The organism is Streptomyces sp. NPDC057249 (assembly GCF_042669245.1).
Lineage (GTDB): Bacteria > Actinomycetota > Actinomycetes > Streptomycetales > Streptomycetaceae > Streptomyces.
On sequence record NZ_JBHUXS010000002.1, the window covers coordinates 237,121 to 251,550 of the forward strand.

Below are 14,430 nucleotides of genomic sequence, written 5' to 3' on the forward strand. Positions count from 1 at the left end.
CTCCCATCCTGCCCGGCCGCCGGTGCGGACGCGAGCGGGTCAGGGGCGGGGGCCGGCACCCTCCCGCACGACGAGGTCGGCCCGGTCGCGACCGGCCGCGACGAGCCGGGCGTTGGCCTCGTCGGACCGGGCCACCCAGCGCTCGGCGGCGGCCCGGGTCTTCCCGTACCGCACGTGCCGCGCGACGAGCCGGGGCACGCGTACCGCGTCGTCCGGGTCCAGGTACCACGCCTCGTCCAGCAGCCCGCGCACCGGGGCCCAGGGCCCTTCCCCGTACAGCAGGTAGTTGCCCTCGGTGACGACGAGGGGGACGTCCGGCGGTACCGGGATCGCCCCGGCGACCGGTTCCTCCAGGGACCTGTCGAAGGCGGGGGCGTAGACGACGGTCCCGGGTTCGGGGGCGCGCAGCCGGCGCAGGAGGGCGGCGTACCCGGCCGCGTCGAAGGTGTCGGGCGCGCCCTTGCGGCCGGCCCTGCCGAGCCGTTCGAGCTCCGCCCCGGCGAGGTGGAAGCCGTCCATGGGGACGAGGGCGGCGAGCGGGCCGAGCGCGTCGGTGATCCGCGCGGCCAGCGTCGACTTGCCGGCTCCGGGCGGCCCGGCGATGCCGAGGACGCGACGTCGCCCGGTGCGGGCGAGACGGCGCGCGCGGGCGGTGAGGTCGGGGAGGTCCATGCGGATAGTGTCGCGTCCGGGGGCGGCGTCCCGTCCCCCTTCCGCGCCGCGAGGAGTTCCATGCCGCACATCGCCCTGGTCACGCTGGTCGTCCGCGACTACGACGAAGCCCTTTCCTTCTATACCGGCGCCCTGGGCTTCGAACTGGTGGAGGACACCGACCGGGGCGACGGCTCGCGCTGGGTGGTGGTGCGCCCGCGGGGCACCGGGAGCACGGGGCTGCTGCTGGCGCGCGCCGCGGACGAGGCGCAGGCGGCGAGCGTCGGGGCGCAGACCGGCGGCCGGGTCGGCTTCTTCCTGCACACCGAGGACTTCGCGGGCGACCACGCCCGGATGACGGCGGCCGGGGTGCGCTTCACGGAGGAGCCGCGCCACGAGGCGTACGGCACGGTCGCGGTCTTCGAGGACCTGTACGGCAACCGCTGGGACCTGCTCCAGCCGGCGTGACGCGAGCACGTCCGCCGGGCACCCTTCACATGTGCCGCCCGGGTTGTCATCATCCCCCCATGGCGACGGACAGGGGGCCCGTGGTGTACGAGGAACGGTACGGCTGGACCCGCATGACCGTGGGCATCGGGGCCGGGTCCGTCGCCCTCGCGGTGCTGCTGCTCGTTCTGGACGTGCCCGCGCCGGTGCGGTGGGCGGGCGTCGTCGTGTTCGGCGGAGCCGCCCTCCTGACCGCGTTCGAATGCCTCGGCCGCAGGCCGGCCTTCCGCGTCGACGCGGACGGCGTGCTGCTCGGCGGGGCGCCCGTCCGTTACCGGGCGACGACCGCGCGGGTGCCGTGGGCGGACGTCGCGGCGGTCGTCGTGTGGCGGCAGAGCTTCCCCGGCCGCGCCATGCCCTGGGTCGGCGCGGTCGTCCGCCCGGACGCGGTCCCGCCGGCCGGACCGGGGCGGGGTGCCCTCTCACGGCCCGAACTGCGGGACCGTGTGCCGGGCCTGCCCGAAGGTGTGGTCCCCGTCGTGATGTGCCGCGCGGTCAACGGCTGGACCCTGGACCGCCCCGCGCTGGTCTCCGCGGTCGGCGCCTTCGCCCCCGGCCTCCCGGTGCTCCTCGACGAGTAGCGCGCCGGCCCCCGCCCCGCTCAGCCCGCCGCGCCCGCCAGCGCGTCCAGGACCGGGGCGATCAGCGGGTGGGCCTCCGCGCCCCGGCGCACCGCCGCGAAGACCCGGCGGGTCGGGGCGGTCCCGCGCACCGGGCGGACCACCACGCCGGTCAGCGGCATGCCCCGGAGGGCGGTGCGCGGCACCAGGGCCACTCCGGCGGCGGCGCCGGCCAGGGCGACGACCGCGTGGAAGTCGTCCGAGGAGTGTTCGAGGTTCGGGGCGAACCCGGCGTACTCGCAGGCCAGGACCACCACGTCGTGGCAGGGGTTGCCGGGGTAGGGCCCGATCCAGGCGTCCTTGGCCAGCTCGGCGACGGCCACCTGGTCCTGGCCGGCCAGCCGGTGGTCCACCGGGAGCACCGCGTCGAACGGTTCGGAGTAGAGGGGGACGCGGGTGAGCCGGCGGTCGTCCTCGCCCGGGGCGCCCCGGTACTCGACGGCGACGGCGACGTCGACCTGCCGGTCCAGGACCATGGGGACGCTCGCGTCGCCCTCGGCGTCCTGGACGCGGACCTTGATGCCGGGGGCGGTCCGGCTCAGCGCGGCGATGGCGGGGGCGAGCACCAGGCCGATGCCGGTGGCGAACGCGGCGACCGTGACCGTACCGGCCTCGCCCGAGCCGTACGCGGCGAGCTCGGCCTCCGCCCGCTCCAGCTGGGCCAGGACCGCGTTGGTGTGGGTGAGCAGGATCTCGCCGGCCGGGGTGAGCCTGGCCCCGCGCGACCCGCGTTCGACCAGCCGGTGGCCGGTCTCCTGCTCCAGGGCGGCGAGCTGCTGGGAGACGGCGGACGGGGTCAGGTACAGGGCGGCTGCCGCGGCGGTCACCGTGCCGTGGTCCGCCACGGCACGCAGGACACGCAGCCGCCGGGCATCGATCATGCGACCCATTGTCCCAGGTCGCGGGGGCGCCCTGACCGCCCCCGCGACCAGCCGGGGACTAGCCCTCCAGCTCGGCGCGCGCCGCGACGAACGCGTCCACCGCGCGGTTCACGTCGTCCGTGGAGTGCGCCGCGGAGAGCTGGACGCGGATGCGGGCCGCGCCCTGGGGGACGACCGGGTACGAGAACCCGATCACGTACACACCGCGCTCCAGGAGCAGCTCTGCCATCCGGCCTGCCTTCGCCGCGTCCCCGATCATGACGGGGGCGATGGCGTGGTCGCCGGGCAGGATGTCGAAGCCCTCCTCGGTCATCCGGGTGCGGAAGAGCGCGGTGTTGGCGTTGAGCCGCTCGCGCAGCTCGCCGGCGGACTCCAGCAGGTCGATGACCTTGAGCGAGGCGGCGGCGATGACCGGGGCGAGCGAGTTGGAGAAGAGGTACGGACGCGAGCGCTGGCGCAGCAGGGCGACGATCTCGGCGCGGGCCGCGACGTAACCGCCGGACGCGCCGCCGAGCGCCTTGCCGAGGGTGCCGGTGATGATGTCGACGCGGTCCATGACCCCGTGCAGCTCCGGCGTACCGCGTCCGCCGGCGCCGACGAAGCCGACGGCGTGCGAGTCGTCGACCATGACCATGGCGTCGTAGCGCTCGGCCAGGTCGCAGATCTCGCGCAGCGGCGCGACGTAGCCGTCCATGGAGAAGACGCCGTCGGTGACGATCAGGCGGCGCCGGGCCCCGGACGCCTCCTTGAGCCGGGTCTCCAGGTCGGCCATGTCCCGGTTGGCGTAGCGGAAGCGCTTGGCCTTGGACAGGCGGATGCCGTCGATGATCGAGGCGTGGTTGAGGGCGTCGGAGATGACCGCGTCCTCGGCGCCGAGGATCGTCTCGAACACGCCGCCGTTGGCGTCGAAGCAGGAGGAGTAGAGGATCGTGTCCTCCTGGCCCAGGAAGGCGGAGAGCCGCTGCTCCAGCTCCTTGTGGACCTCCTGGGTGCCGCAGATGAAGCGGACCGAGGCCATGCCGTAACCCCAGCGGTCCAGCGCCTCGTGCGCGGCGGCGATCACGTCGGGGTGGTCGGCAAGGCCCAGGTAGTTGTTGGCGCAGAAGTTCAGCACCTCGCCGGGGCGGCCCCCGGCGGTGACGGCCACGGTCGCGGACTGCGGGGTGCCGATGACGCGCTCGGGCTTGTGCAGCCCGGCCGCCTCGATCTCTTCGAGGGTGGTGCGCAGGTCGTCGCGTACGGAGTCGAACATGCCGGATTCCTTAAGGGGTCGGGACTGGTACGGACAGGGCTCAAGCGGTCCAGTCGAGGATGACCTTGCCGCCGCGCCCGCTCGCCGCGTCGTCGAAGGCCGCCTCGAAGTCGCGGTAGCCGTACCGGCCGGTGATCACGGGGGCGAGGTCGAGACCGCCCTCCAGCAGGACGGACATGGCGTACCAGGTCTCGTACATCTCGCGGCCGTAGATGCCCTTGATCGTGATCATCGAGGTGACGATCCGGGCCCAGTCGACGGCGAACTCCTCGGCGGGGAGTCCGAGCATGGCGATCCGGCCGCCGTGCGTCATGTTGGCGATCATGTCGCGCATCGCCTCGGGGCGGCCGGACATCTCCAGGCCGATGTCGAAGCCCTCGCGCAGGCCCAGTTCCTTCTGGCCGTCGGCGATGGTCGAACCGGCGACGTTGAGCGCCAGGCTGACGCCGACCTTGCGGGCCAGTTCCAGGCGGGCCTCGCTGACGTCGGTGATGACGACGTTGCGGGCGCCGGCGTGCTTGGCGACGGCGGCGGCCATGATGCCGATCGGCCCCGCGCCGGTGATCAGGACGTCCTCGCCGACCAGCGGGAAGGACAGCGCGGTGTGCACGGCGTTGCCGAACGGGTCGAAGATCGCGGCGACGTCGAGGTCGACCGGGACCCGGTGCACCCACACGTTGGACGCGGGCAGCGCGACGTACTCGGCGAAGGCGCCGTCGCGGCCGACGCCCAGGCCCAGCGTGGAGCGGCAGAGGTGGCGGCGGCCGGCCAGGCAGTTGCGGCACTTGCCGCAGACGAGGTGGCCCTCGCCGCTGACCAGGTCGCCGACGGCGATGTCGACCACGTCCGCGCCGATCGCGGCGACCTCGCCCACGAACTCGTGGCCGAGGACGAGCGGGGTGCTGATGGCCTGCTGCGCCCAGCCGTCGTAGTTCCGGATGTGCAGGTCGGTCCCGCAGATGCCGGTGCGCAGGACCTTGATCAGTACGTCGCCGGGGCCGGTCTCGGGCTCGGGGACGTCCATCAGCCAGAGTCCGGGCTCGGCCTTCTGCTTCACGAGTGCCTTCACGGCTGCGGCTCCCTGTACGGCGTTGAGCTCCCCGGACCGGGGCATGCCTGAGGAAGCCTGCGGCCCGGGGAAAGATGAGAGGGACGGCATGGCAGCGCGCTCGCACCGGCTGCCGCGCACCATCCTCCGCCGTCACGGAGAAATCTGCCGTACCCCGCGCCCCAGGTCCATCGAGGTTTTCTTAAGCGGGCCCGCAGCTTGGCTTCACACCGCGCACGCGGTTCCGCCGTACGGCTCAGTCGCGCGGCCAGGGCCGGCCGTCGAGGCGTTCGATGTCGCGGTTGAGCCGGGCCAGGTCGTCCGCGAAGCGGGCGGCCTCCTCCGGGGTCCAGGCGGCGAGGACCCGTCGCAGGCCCTCGCGGTTCTCCGCCCGGTCCTTGTCGAGGCGGCGCTCGCCCTCCTCCGTGATGACGAACTTGCGCGCGATCCCGCCGTCCGGGTCGGCGATGCGGTCGACCACGCCGGCCCGGAGCATCGCGGCGGTCTGCCGGTTCAGCGTCGAGGTGTCGAGCCCGAAGGCCTCGTGCAGCTGGCCGATCGACATCGGGCCCTGGGCCCGGATGCGGCTGAGGAGGATGTACGCGCTCCGGTCGAGCCGCCCGTCGCCGCGCGGGGTGAGCAGGCTCATGTGCCGGCCGAGCAGCATCGTCTCGAACTCGATCCGGTCCACAGGCATGTCCACGCACGGCTCCCTACGACTGCGGTACGCCTCCCCCACCGGGACGGCGACCTCTCTGTACACATATACCACGGAATGTGTGCACGATGCACGTATCATGCATGATGCATACTCTGCCACGCGGGGCCGGGCAGGTTTGAACGGCGTCCGCCACTCGAACCGGTTGTCCTTCCCGCCTGCGGTCCGGACAATCCGCCGTGACGGGAACCGTTCGCCCGCCCGGCCGTAGACTCGCCGGATGGCGAAGTATTTCGACGTACACCCCGAAAACCCCCAGCAGCGCACCATCACCAACGTGGCCGAAAGCATCCGCTCCGGAGCGCTCGTCGCGTATCCGACGGACTCCTGCTACGCACTCGGGTGTCAGCTCGGCAGCCGGGACGGCCTGGCCCGCATCCGGTCGATCCGCGACCTCGACGACCGCCACCACTTCACGCTGATGTGCCAGAACTTCGCCCAGCTCGGGCAGTTCGTGCACATCGACAACGACGTGTTCCGTACGGTCAAGGCGTCGACGCCCGGCCAGTACACCTTCATTCTGCCTGCCACGAAGGAGGTGCCGCGCCAGCTGCTGCACCCCAAGAAGAAGACCGTCGGCGTCCGCATCCCGGACCACCCGGTCGTGCAGGCGCTCCTGGGCGAGCTGGGCGAACCGCTGCTCTCCAGCACGCTGTTGCTGCCCGACGAGGCCGAACCCCTCACCCAGGGCTGGGAGATCAAGGAACGCCTGGACCACGAGGTGGACATCGTCATCGACTCCGGCGACTGCGGTACGGAGCCGACGACCGTCATCGACTTCTCGGGCGGTGAGCTGGAGATCGTACGCCGGGGAGCCGGCGACATCTCACGCTTCGAGTAGCCGGACCCGGCCCCCGCGACCTCGCCACCCGGGGTGCGGGGCCGGTCTCGAAGGGGCGCGAACTGTCGTGGAACGCGAGGCCGTTCGCCTCCAGGACCGCCTCCCGCCCCGGTGACATCGTCAGCTCGGCCACGCGACCGGATGCCCGTCCGCCGTCCCGGCCCCACGGGCATCCGGTCGCAGAGGCACAAGGGCGTGTCGCTCCTTGATAGCGTCGCCCCAGCGACTGCGGAGCACTCCCCGCCGGGGTCGCCGCTCTCTGCCGGGACGGCGCTGCCACCGCGAGGGCGGGTGCGGGTGGCAGGGGATCTTCAGGCAGGGACGAAGAGAGCCGACGCATGAGCCTCGCGCAGTTGCACTACACCTCAGCGGTGGACGGGGACGGAACCGGCGAGGACGGACCGGCCCCCGCCCGCTTCACCTCGGTCGACGCCTCGATACCCGCGTCCGTGCTGACCGAGGCGGGACCGCTGCTGGCGTACGAGGCGCCGGGCGGCACCCCGGACCGGCTCACGGACACCGCCCTGCGCGCCCTGCCCGAGACGTACAGCTTCAGCCTGCTCTCCGACGGCAGCGGGCTGCTGGCCCGGACCGTCCCGGTGCGCTCCCCCCGGACCTCCGCCGTCCGTTTCCACGCCCACGCGGTCCACCTCCCCTCCGGCACCCGGCTGCCGGAGGGGACCCTGCCCCTCACCGCCTGCCGGTCCGCCCGCTGGGCCGCCGCCACTCCGGAGCGCCCGCTGCCCGACCCGCTCGCCGCGCTGTCCGCCCCGGCCGGCCACGAGGCCCGCGAGCGCGAGGCGCTCAACGACTTCGCCGTCTCCCGGGGGCCCTGGCTCGCCGGTGTGCTGTCCGACCTGCGCCGCCTGCACGGACCGGACGGACCGGAACGGGTCGTCCTCGTCGAGCGGCAGAGCGCGGACGTCGCCCGGTGGATCGCGCTCGCCGGACTCGCCCTGCCGGACGGGCTCGCCGAACACCTGACCTTCACCACGTACACCCGCCGCCCGCGCGAGGCGGCGCAACGGGTGGTCGGGGTGCTGCCCGAGGACGCCGAGGAGCTGGCCGGCTCCGGGCTGAGCGTGCACATGTGCACCGGCCCGCGCCCGGCGGGGCCCGCCGGCGACACCTGGGCCGAGACGGCGGCCCGCGTCTGGCGCGGCCGGGCACCGGAGCTGTTCCGGGAGGCGGCCGCGCTGCCCGGGGAGCCGTTCGCGGCGGGGCCGCTGGCGGTGACGGCCCTGTGCGCCGGCATACCGCTCGGCACCGAGGAGCGCGCGGCGGCGGCCGACTGGGCCGCCGAGCGGCCGTACGCCCTGGACGGGGCCCGGACCCGCCGGCTGGTCGAGGCGCTGACCTCGCCCGGCACGGACGACCGCTCCGGTCCCGAATTCGACGCCGCCGGGCGGCTGTTCGCCGCGCTCGACGGCCGCTCCCCCGCGACCACCACCGCCCCGCTCGCCGCGATGCTGGTGACGGAGGCGGTGCGCGGCGGCAACGGCTCGCTGGAACTGCCCGGCCGCACCGCCTTCAGCGGCCCCGAGGGCGCGGCCGTCGCCGGCGTGCTCGGGCCGGAGATCGTGACCGAGCTGGGCGGTGCGGGCGTCGGCCTGGACGTGGCCCGTACGGTGCAGCTGCTGCGGGTGGCCCGGCTGCTCGGGGTGGACTGCGCCGCGTTGCTGCCCTCCGTGGTGGACCGGCTGGCCCCCGCGCTGCTGACGGGCGGCGAGGAGGGCGCACCGGGCTGGGCACCGGCCCTCCTCGAACTGATGGACGAGCAGTTCGATGTGCGTACGGCGCTGCTCGGCGCGCTCGACCGGATCGCGCCGGACCATCCGGCGGGGGTGGCGCGGCTGCTGGGCCGGGTGCCGCTGCCGTTCACCGGCACGCAGGCGCTGCCGCACCTGCGGATGTGCGCCGGGGCGCCGGAGGCCAGGGCCGACTGCGGCGACGACCGGGTCGCGACGCTCCAGCGGATTCTGCGGGCCGGCGGGGTGTCGCCGTTCGCGGAGCCGCTGGTACTGCGGACGGGGGTGGGCCTGGTGTGGGACGAGGAGGCGCCGACGGCCGCCGAGGCCCGGCAGCTGCTGGAGGCGGCGACCTCGGACGCGCACCGGGCGGCCGGCACCTGGTCGGTCCTGGTGGCCGCCGCGCTCGCGGCCGGCGCCGGCGACGGGGCGGCCCCGGAGCTGGCCCACGACCTGCTGCGCGGCTTCCCGCGGGAGACCGGGGGCCGGGTGCGCGCGGCGCTCCAGCTCCTGGAGTTCGCCCGCGAGGTGCGCTCGGGCGCGGCCGAGCCCGGCTGGGCCGAGCGGGTGCGGGCGCTGCGCGCGGAGGCGGAGCCCGTGGAGCCGGGCGTGCTCGGGCAGGCGTGCGACGCGGTGGCCGGGCGGCTGCTGGCGCCGGAGCGGCCCGACGAGGAGCTGTACGCCCTCGTGCAGAGCGGGGACGCGGACCTGATCGCCGCCTACGCCCGGACCGCACGCGGTGACGGCGTCCGGGCCCGGCTGGCGGCCGATCCGGCCTACGCGGCCGACTGCTTCACCGTGTGGACGGCTCACCCGCACGCCGGTGAGGTGTGGACCGAGGCCGCCGCCGGGCTCCTCGACGAGGTGCTGCGCCCGGTGGTGCGGGGGCTGCCCGGCGACCGGGTCGCGGCGGTCGAGGACGCGGTCGGCCGCTCGGGCAGCAGCGGCCGGGCGGACGCCTTCCGCGACTGGAACCGCCGCGACCGCCGCACCCTGGGGCGCCTGGGCCGCCGCATCGCGGGACGGGTGCGGCGGGGCTGAGTTCCGCCGTTGGGATCAGGCGTCCGGTGTCAGCCGCAGCGAGATCGAGTTGATGCAGTAGCGCTGGTCCGTCGGGGTCGGGTAGCCCTCGCCCTCGAAGACGTGGCCCAGGTGCGAGCCGCAGCGCGCGCACCGGACCTCGGTGCGGACCATGCCGTGGCTGCGGTCCTGGATCAGCTCGACCGCGTCGGTGTCCTTCGGGTCGTAGAAGGACGGCCAGCCGCAGTGCGACTCGAACTTGGTGTCGGACCGGAACAGCTCCGCGCCGCAGGCCCGGCAGGAGTAGACGCCCTCGGTCTTGGTGTCCGTGTACTCACCGACGAACGCGGGCTCGGTGCCGGCCTTGCGCAGCACCGCGTACTCGGCGGCGGTGAGCTCCTCCCGCCACTGTTCGTCCGGCTTCTCGACGTCGTACGTCACGGTGGCTCCTTCAGCTCGACAGGTGGTCCAGGATCAGCGGGCCGAGGTCGGTGACGTCGCCCGCTCCCATGGTGAGAACGAGGTCGCCGGGCTTCGCCATTCCCGCGATGACCCCGGGGACCCGGTCCTTGTCGTGGACGGCGGTGACGTCGGCGCCCGCGGCGGTCGCGGCGTCGATGATCAGGGCGCTGGTGACGCCGGGGACCGGGTCCTCGCGGGCCGGGTAGATGTCCAGGACCACGGAGGCGTCGGCGAGTGCGAGGGCCTGGCCCATCTCGGTGCCGAGCTCCTGGGTGCGGGAGAACAGGTGCGGCTGGAAGACGACGAGGAGGCGGGCGTCGGACGCGGCGCCGCGCATGGCCTCCAGGTCGGCGGTCATCTCGGTGGGGTGGTGGGCGTAGCTGTCGATGACCTGGACGCCGGCCGCCTCGCCCTTGAGCTGGAGGCGGCGCTTGACCCCGGTGTAGTTGCCGAGGGCCGAGGCGAGGTTGTGGGCGGGGATGCCGAGGGCGATCCCGGCGGCGAGGGCGGCGACCGCGTTGAGCGCGTAGTGCCGGCCGGGCACGGAGACGGTGAAGGTGAGGAACTTGCCGCCCAGGACCACCGTGACCTCGCTGGTCAGGCCGCGCGGGGTGATCTTGTGGACGCGCACGTCGGCGGTCTCGGCCTCGCCGTACGTGACGACGGTGAGCGCGGGCAGGGCCGCGCGGACCCGGCGGGTCAGCTCGACGGCGCCGGACTGGTCGGCGGAGACGACGAGCGTGCCCTCGGGGACGATCTTCCCGGCGAAGGTCTCGAAGGACTCGTAGATCTCGTCCATCGAGGCGTAGTTCGCGTGGTGGTCCAGCTCGACGTTGAGGACGATCGCGACGTCGGGGTCGTACTTCTGGAAGCTGCGGTCGCTTTCGTCCGCCTCGGCGACGAAGATGTCGCCCTCGCCGTGCGTGGCGTTGGTGCCCGGGCCCGCCAGGTCGCCGCCGATGGCGTACGAGGGGTCGAGGTCCAGCTCGCGCAGGGCGACGGCCAGCATCGAGGTGGTGGTGGTCTTGCCGTGGGTGCCGGCGACCGCGATGGAGCGCAGCCCGCCCATCAGCGAGGCCAGTGCGTCGGAGCGGTGCACGACGGGGACGGACAGCTCCCCGGCGCGCACCAGCTCCGGATTGTCGGCGCGGATGGCGCTGGAGACGACCACGCAGCTGGCGTCGTCGGCCAGGTGCCCGGCGGCGTGCCCGATGTGGACGGTCGCTCCCAGCGCGCGCAGCGCCTCGGCCGTGGGGGACTCCTTGGCGTCGCTGCCCGCGACCTTCGCGCCGCGCTGGGCGAGGATCTTGGCGATGCCCGACATTCCGGCGCCGCCGATGCCGATGAAGTGGGGTCGTTCCATGGCGGCGGGGATGCCGGGTGCCATACGTGTCTCTCCCAGGTGCGTACGGGTAAGGGCTCCCAGCCTATTCGCTGTGCGCGAAGAGCTTGAGCACCGGGACGCCGACCTTGTGCCGGGCCCGGGACGCCCAGTCGCGGTGGAAGAACTCCTCGACGTAGTGGGGTGCGGTCAGCACGATGACCTCGTCGGCGTCGGACTGCTCGACCACGGTGGTGAGCTTGTCCAGGGGGTGGCTCTCGATCACCTGTCCGACGGCTTCGGCGCCCGCCTGGCGCAGCGCCTCCAGGGAGACCTGGAGGGCGAGCTCGGCCGACTCCCGGGCGCTCCGGCCCTCGGGCTCCTCGCTCTCGCGGGCCGCTTCCTTCAGTTCGCCCATCGCCAGGTCGTCGATGGCCCGCAGCAGCACGTCCGCCTGGTCGCCGCGCGGCTGCATGAGGACGACGAAGGAGATGCGCTCCTCCCCGTGCAGGGTGGTGACGAATTCGACGTCCCCGGAGGTGAGGGCCTTCTCGATCATCAAAACGCTGGTGAACACCACAGAGCCCTTCTCTTCAGCGACCGTCACGGGCCGCTGCTGAAACCATCCTTCCCCGCGCTCGCACGGGGTCTGCGAGATCCATTCTGCCCACGGAACGCTAACCGGAACATGATATTCCGCTCATTGCCACCGCACGGGGAGGTACGAGGAGAGCTCTGGGGCGTACGAGGACGAAGGGGCCCTCAGGGACGGCGGTAGCGGCTGAAGAGGAAGCCGTCCTCCTCCAGCAGCGAGGCCATGACGAATCGTTTCGGCACGCCGACGGCGGGCCCGCCCGCGATCCGCTGGGCGTCACCGGCCGTGAGCATCGGCGCGACGGTCAGGCACAGCTCGTCCAGCACCCCTTCCGCCACGAACTGGCCGAGCAGCCGGGGCCCGCCCTCCGTCAGCAGCCGCCGGTGCCCCCGGTCGGCCAGCTCCCGCACGGCGCGCGCGGGGTCGACGCGCGAGCCCTCCCCCGCGATCACCACCTCGGCGCCCGCCTTCCGGGCCGTCGCGATCCGGTCCGGGGGCGCGCCCGCACCGGTCAGGACGAGCGTCGGGACCAGCGGCGAGACGAAGAGCGGGAGCGAGAAGTCCAGGTCCAGGCTGCCGCTGACCACGGCGACGGCCGGGGCCGGGGTCTGGCCGGCCTCCGCCCGCCGCGCCGCGAAGGCGTCCCGCGCCCTGGCCGGCCGGTAACCCTCCTGGCGTACGGTCTCGGCGCCCGCGATCACCACGTCGGCCAGGCCGCGCAGGGTGCCGAAGATTCGCATGTCGCTCTCGCACGAGATGGGCTGCGAGCGGCCGTCGTGCTGGGCGGCCCCGTCCAGGGTCGACACCATGTTGGCGCGCAGCCAGGGGCCGTCCACGGCCGGGTAGGCGTAGGCATCGGCGAGGCGGTCCAGGCTCCAGTCGCCGGAGATGTCGGCCGCTGTCAGGTCGGTCACAGGGAACAGGCGTCGCATGTCCGGCAGTGTGACACGGGTCGTAAGCTTGACGGTTGTGTCGTCCTCCCACGCCGTGCCGGGGTCCAGCCCCATAGCCGAAACGGCCCCGCTGTCCCTGTGCGCCCGCGAGCCGCACGTCCCCGCCGACCGTCTGGTCGCCGAGATGGTGCCGCCGCCGCGCTTCGACTCGGTGCGCTTCGATACGTACGTACCCGACCCGGACCAGCCGAGCCAGACCGAGGCCGTCCGGGTGCTCAGCGACTTCGCGGCCGGGCTCGGCGGGGCGCACGCCTCGGGGTCCGGGAAGCGCAAGTGGTTCGGCCGGAAGGCGGCTGCCGCGCCCTCGGGCCCGCGCGGGGTGTACCTCGACGGCGGGTACGGGGTGGGCAAGACCCATCTGCTCGCCTCGCTCTGGCACGCCACCCCGGCGGCGCCCTCGCTGAAAGCTTTCGGCACCTTCGTGGAGCTGACGAACCTGGTGGGCGCGCTCGGCTTCCAGCAGACCGTGCGGACGCTGAGCGGGCACCGGCTGCTCTGCATCGACGAGTTCGAGCTGGACGACCCGGGCGACACCGTGCTGGTGTCCTCGCTGCTCAGCCGGCTGGTCGAGGAGGGCGTGGCGCTGGCCGCGACCTCCAACACGCTGCCCGGCAAGCTCGGCGAGGGCCGGTTCGCCGCCGCCGACTTCCTGCGCGAGATCCAGGGCCTGTCCGCGCACTTCCGCCCGCTGCGCATCGACGGCGAGGACTACCGCCACCGGGGTCTGCCCGAGGCCCCGCCGCCGTTCTCGGACGAGCAGGTCACCAAGGCCGCGTACGCCACGCCGGGCGCCAGTCTGGACGACTTCCCGGCGCTCCTCGACCACCTGGCCCGCGTCCACCCCAGCCGGTACGGGGCGCTGACGGACGGGGTGCGGGCGGTGTGCCTGACCGAGGTGCGGCCGGTGCCGGACCAGTCGACCGCGCTCCGCCTCGTGGTCCTCGCCGACCGCTTGTACGACCGGGAGGTGCCGGTCCTCGCGGCCGGGCTGCCCTTCGACCGGCTGTTCAGTGAGGAGATGCTGAACGGGGGGTACCGGAAGAAGTACTTCCGGGCGATCTCCCGGCTCACGGCACTGGCGCGTGACGCGAAGGGTCTGGTGGCGCAGTAGGTTCGGGGGCGTAAGGACGTACCACCGGCGGCGCACGACGCAGTGCCCCGCCGTCCCCGTACAACCGCGCATTCCGTTCGAAGGGAACCAGCATGGCTACCACGCGTCAGGCTCACACGGTCTGGGAAGGCAATCTGGCCGAGGGCTCGGGCGTCGTCACGTTCGACTCCTCCGGGATCGGTGACTACCCGGTCTCCTGGCCGTCCCGCGCGGAGGAGGCGAACGGGAAGACCAGCCCGGAGGAGCTGATCGCCGCGGCCCACTCCAGCTGCTTCTCGATGGCGCTCTCGCACGGCCTGAGCGGCGCCGGCACCCCGCCGGCCCGGCTCGACACCAAGGCGGACGTCACCTTCCAGCCGGGCACCGGCATCACCGGCATCCACCTCACCGTCGTCGGCGAGGTGCCCGGTCTGGACGAGGCCGGCTTCGTCAAGGCGGCCGAGGACGCCAAGGCCAACTGCCCGGTCAGCCAGGCGCTCTCGGGCACCACGATCACGCTGAGCGCGTCGCTCGTCTGACCTCCGCCCCGCTGTGTCCCCGGGCCGCCCGCCCGGGGACACAGCTGTTTGCGCACCGGCCGTGTTCACCTTCCGGCCATCTTCGATCCTCCTGCGATCCACCCCGGTTTCTCATCGCTTCCTCATCCGTCGTTGGTTCCGTGTCGCGGGCCGGCCGGTCCGGCACGGACGACGAAGGAGGCGC

Annotated in this window: 15 protein-coding genes; 6 read left to right on the top strand and 9 right to left on the bottom strand. The window is 73.7% G+C overall.

Annotation, left to right across the window (positions count from 1 at the left end; genetic code table 11):
- Positions 1-39 precede the first annotated feature (39 nt).
- Positions 40-672, bottom strand: a complete 633-nt coding sequence (locus tag ACFUJY_RS04725) for a nucleoside/nucleotide kinase family protein (RefSeq protein ID WP_383294502.1) — start codon at positions 670-672, stop codon at positions 40-42.
- A gap of 60 nt (positions 673-732) precedes the next feature.
- On the opposite strand from ACFUJY_RS04725, the gene ACFUJY_RS04730 reads away from it, so the two are divergent.
- Together ACFUJY_RS04730 and ACFUJY_RS04735 are read left to right on the top strand one after the other, a co-directional pair.
- Complete coding sequence (locus ACFUJY_RS04730; RefSeq protein WP_383294505.1) at positions 733-1,119, top strand: VOC family protein; 387 nt, start codon at positions 733-735, stop codon at positions 1,117-1,119.
- 59 nt (positions 1,120-1,178) lie between these two features.
- The gene (locus tag ACFUJY_RS04735) at positions 1,179-1,739 is read left to right on the top strand and encodes a hypothetical protein (RefSeq protein ID WP_383294508.1); all 561 of its coding nucleotides are present in this window, start codon (positions 1,179-1,181) and stop codon (positions 1,737-1,739) included.
- A 20-nt stretch (positions 1,740-1,759) separates the two neighbouring features.
- Here the strand turns inward: ACFUJY_RS04735 and ACFUJY_RS04740 are convergent, their stop codons facing one another.
- From ACFUJY_RS04740 to ACFUJY_RS04755, 4 genes are all read right to left on the bottom strand, one after another.
- Positions 1,760-2,659: a LysR substrate-binding domain-containing protein gene (locus ACFUJY_RS04740; protein WP_383294511.1), complete on the bottom strand. Its 900-nt coding sequence runs from the start codon at positions 2,657-2,659 to the stop codon at positions 1,760-1,762.
- Between the two features lie 58 nt (positions 2,660-2,717).
- Positions 2,718-3,911: a glycine C-acetyltransferase gene (locus ACFUJY_RS04745; protein WP_383294514.1), complete on the bottom strand. Its 1,194-nt coding sequence runs from the start codon at positions 3,909-3,911 to the stop codon at positions 2,718-2,720.
- A gap of 40 nt (positions 3,912-3,951) precedes the next feature.
- Complete coding sequence (gene tdh / locus ACFUJY_RS04750; protein ID WP_383294517.1) at positions 3,952-4,980, bottom strand: L-threonine 3-dehydrogenase; 1,029 nt, start codon at positions 4,978-4,980, stop codon at positions 3,952-3,954.
- Positions 4,981-5,215: 235 nt separating this feature from the next.
- Positions 5,216-5,662: a MarR family winged helix-turn-helix transcriptional regulator gene (locus ACFUJY_RS04755; RefSeq protein ID WP_383294520.1), complete on the bottom strand. Its 447-nt coding sequence runs from the start codon at positions 5,660-5,662 to the stop codon at positions 5,216-5,218.
- Between the two features lie 235 nt (positions 5,663-5,897).
- Between ACFUJY_RS04755 and ACFUJY_RS04760 the strand changes: the two genes are divergently transcribed.
- Together ACFUJY_RS04760 and ACFUJY_RS04765 are read left to right on the top strand one after the other, a co-directional pair.
- Positions 5,898-6,518, top strand: a complete 621-nt coding sequence (locus ACFUJY_RS04760) for an L-threonylcarbamoyladenylate synthase (protein WP_383294523.1) — start codon at positions 5,898-5,900, stop codon at positions 6,516-6,518.
- A gap of 338 nt (positions 6,519-6,856) precedes the next feature.
- Positions 6,857-9,307, top strand: coding sequence for a GTPase-associated protein 1-related protein (locus tag ACFUJY_RS04765; protein ID WP_383294526.1), 2,451 nt, complete (start codon positions 6,857-6,859; stop codon positions 9,305-9,307).
- A gap of 15 nt (positions 9,308-9,322) precedes the next feature.
- Here ACFUJY_RS04765 and msrB read toward each other — a convergent pair whose 3' ends face one another.
- From msrB to ACFUJY_RS04785, 4 genes are all read right to left on the bottom strand, one after another.
- On the bottom strand, positions 9,323-9,727 hold the full coding sequence (gene msrB / locus ACFUJY_RS04770) for a peptide-methionine (R)-S-oxide reductase MsrB (RefSeq protein ID WP_018100678.1): 405 nt from the start codon (positions 9,725-9,727) through the stop codon (positions 9,323-9,325).
- A gap of 10 nt (positions 9,728-9,737) precedes the next feature.
- On the bottom strand, positions 9,738-11,135 hold the full coding sequence (gene murC / locus ACFUJY_RS04775) for a UDP-N-acetylmuramate--L-alanine ligase (protein WP_383294531.1): 1,398 nt from the start codon (positions 11,133-11,135) through the stop codon (positions 9,738-9,740).
- Positions 11,136-11,175: 40 nt separating this feature from the next.
- A complete protein-coding gene (locus tag ACFUJY_RS04780) occupies positions 11,176-11,628 on the bottom strand; it encodes an indole-3-glycerol phosphate synthase (protein ID WP_383295390.1) in 453 nt (150 codons plus the stop codon).
- A gap of 203 nt (positions 11,629-11,831) precedes the next feature.
- Positions 11,832-12,596 (bottom strand): pyrimidine reductase family protein, encoded by a 765-nt coding sequence (locus tag ACFUJY_RS04785; RefSeq protein WP_383294534.1) that lies wholly within the window; start codon positions 12,594-12,596, stop codon positions 11,832-11,834.
- A 37-nt stretch (positions 12,597-12,633) separates the two neighbouring features.
- Between ACFUJY_RS04785 and zapE the strand changes: the two genes are divergently transcribed.
- Together zapE and ACFUJY_RS04795 are read left to right on the top strand one after the other, a co-directional pair.
- Complete coding sequence (zapE, locus tag ACFUJY_RS04790; protein ID WP_383294537.1) at positions 12,634-13,728, top strand: cell division protein ZapE; 1,095 nt, start codon at positions 12,634-12,636, stop codon at positions 13,726-13,728.
- A gap of 92 nt (positions 13,729-13,820) precedes the next feature.
- A complete protein-coding gene (locus ACFUJY_RS04795; RefSeq protein ID WP_383294539.1) occupies positions 13,821-14,246 on the top strand; it encodes an OsmC family protein in 426 nt (141 codons plus the stop codon).
- Positions 14,247-14,430: the final 184 nt, after the last annotated feature.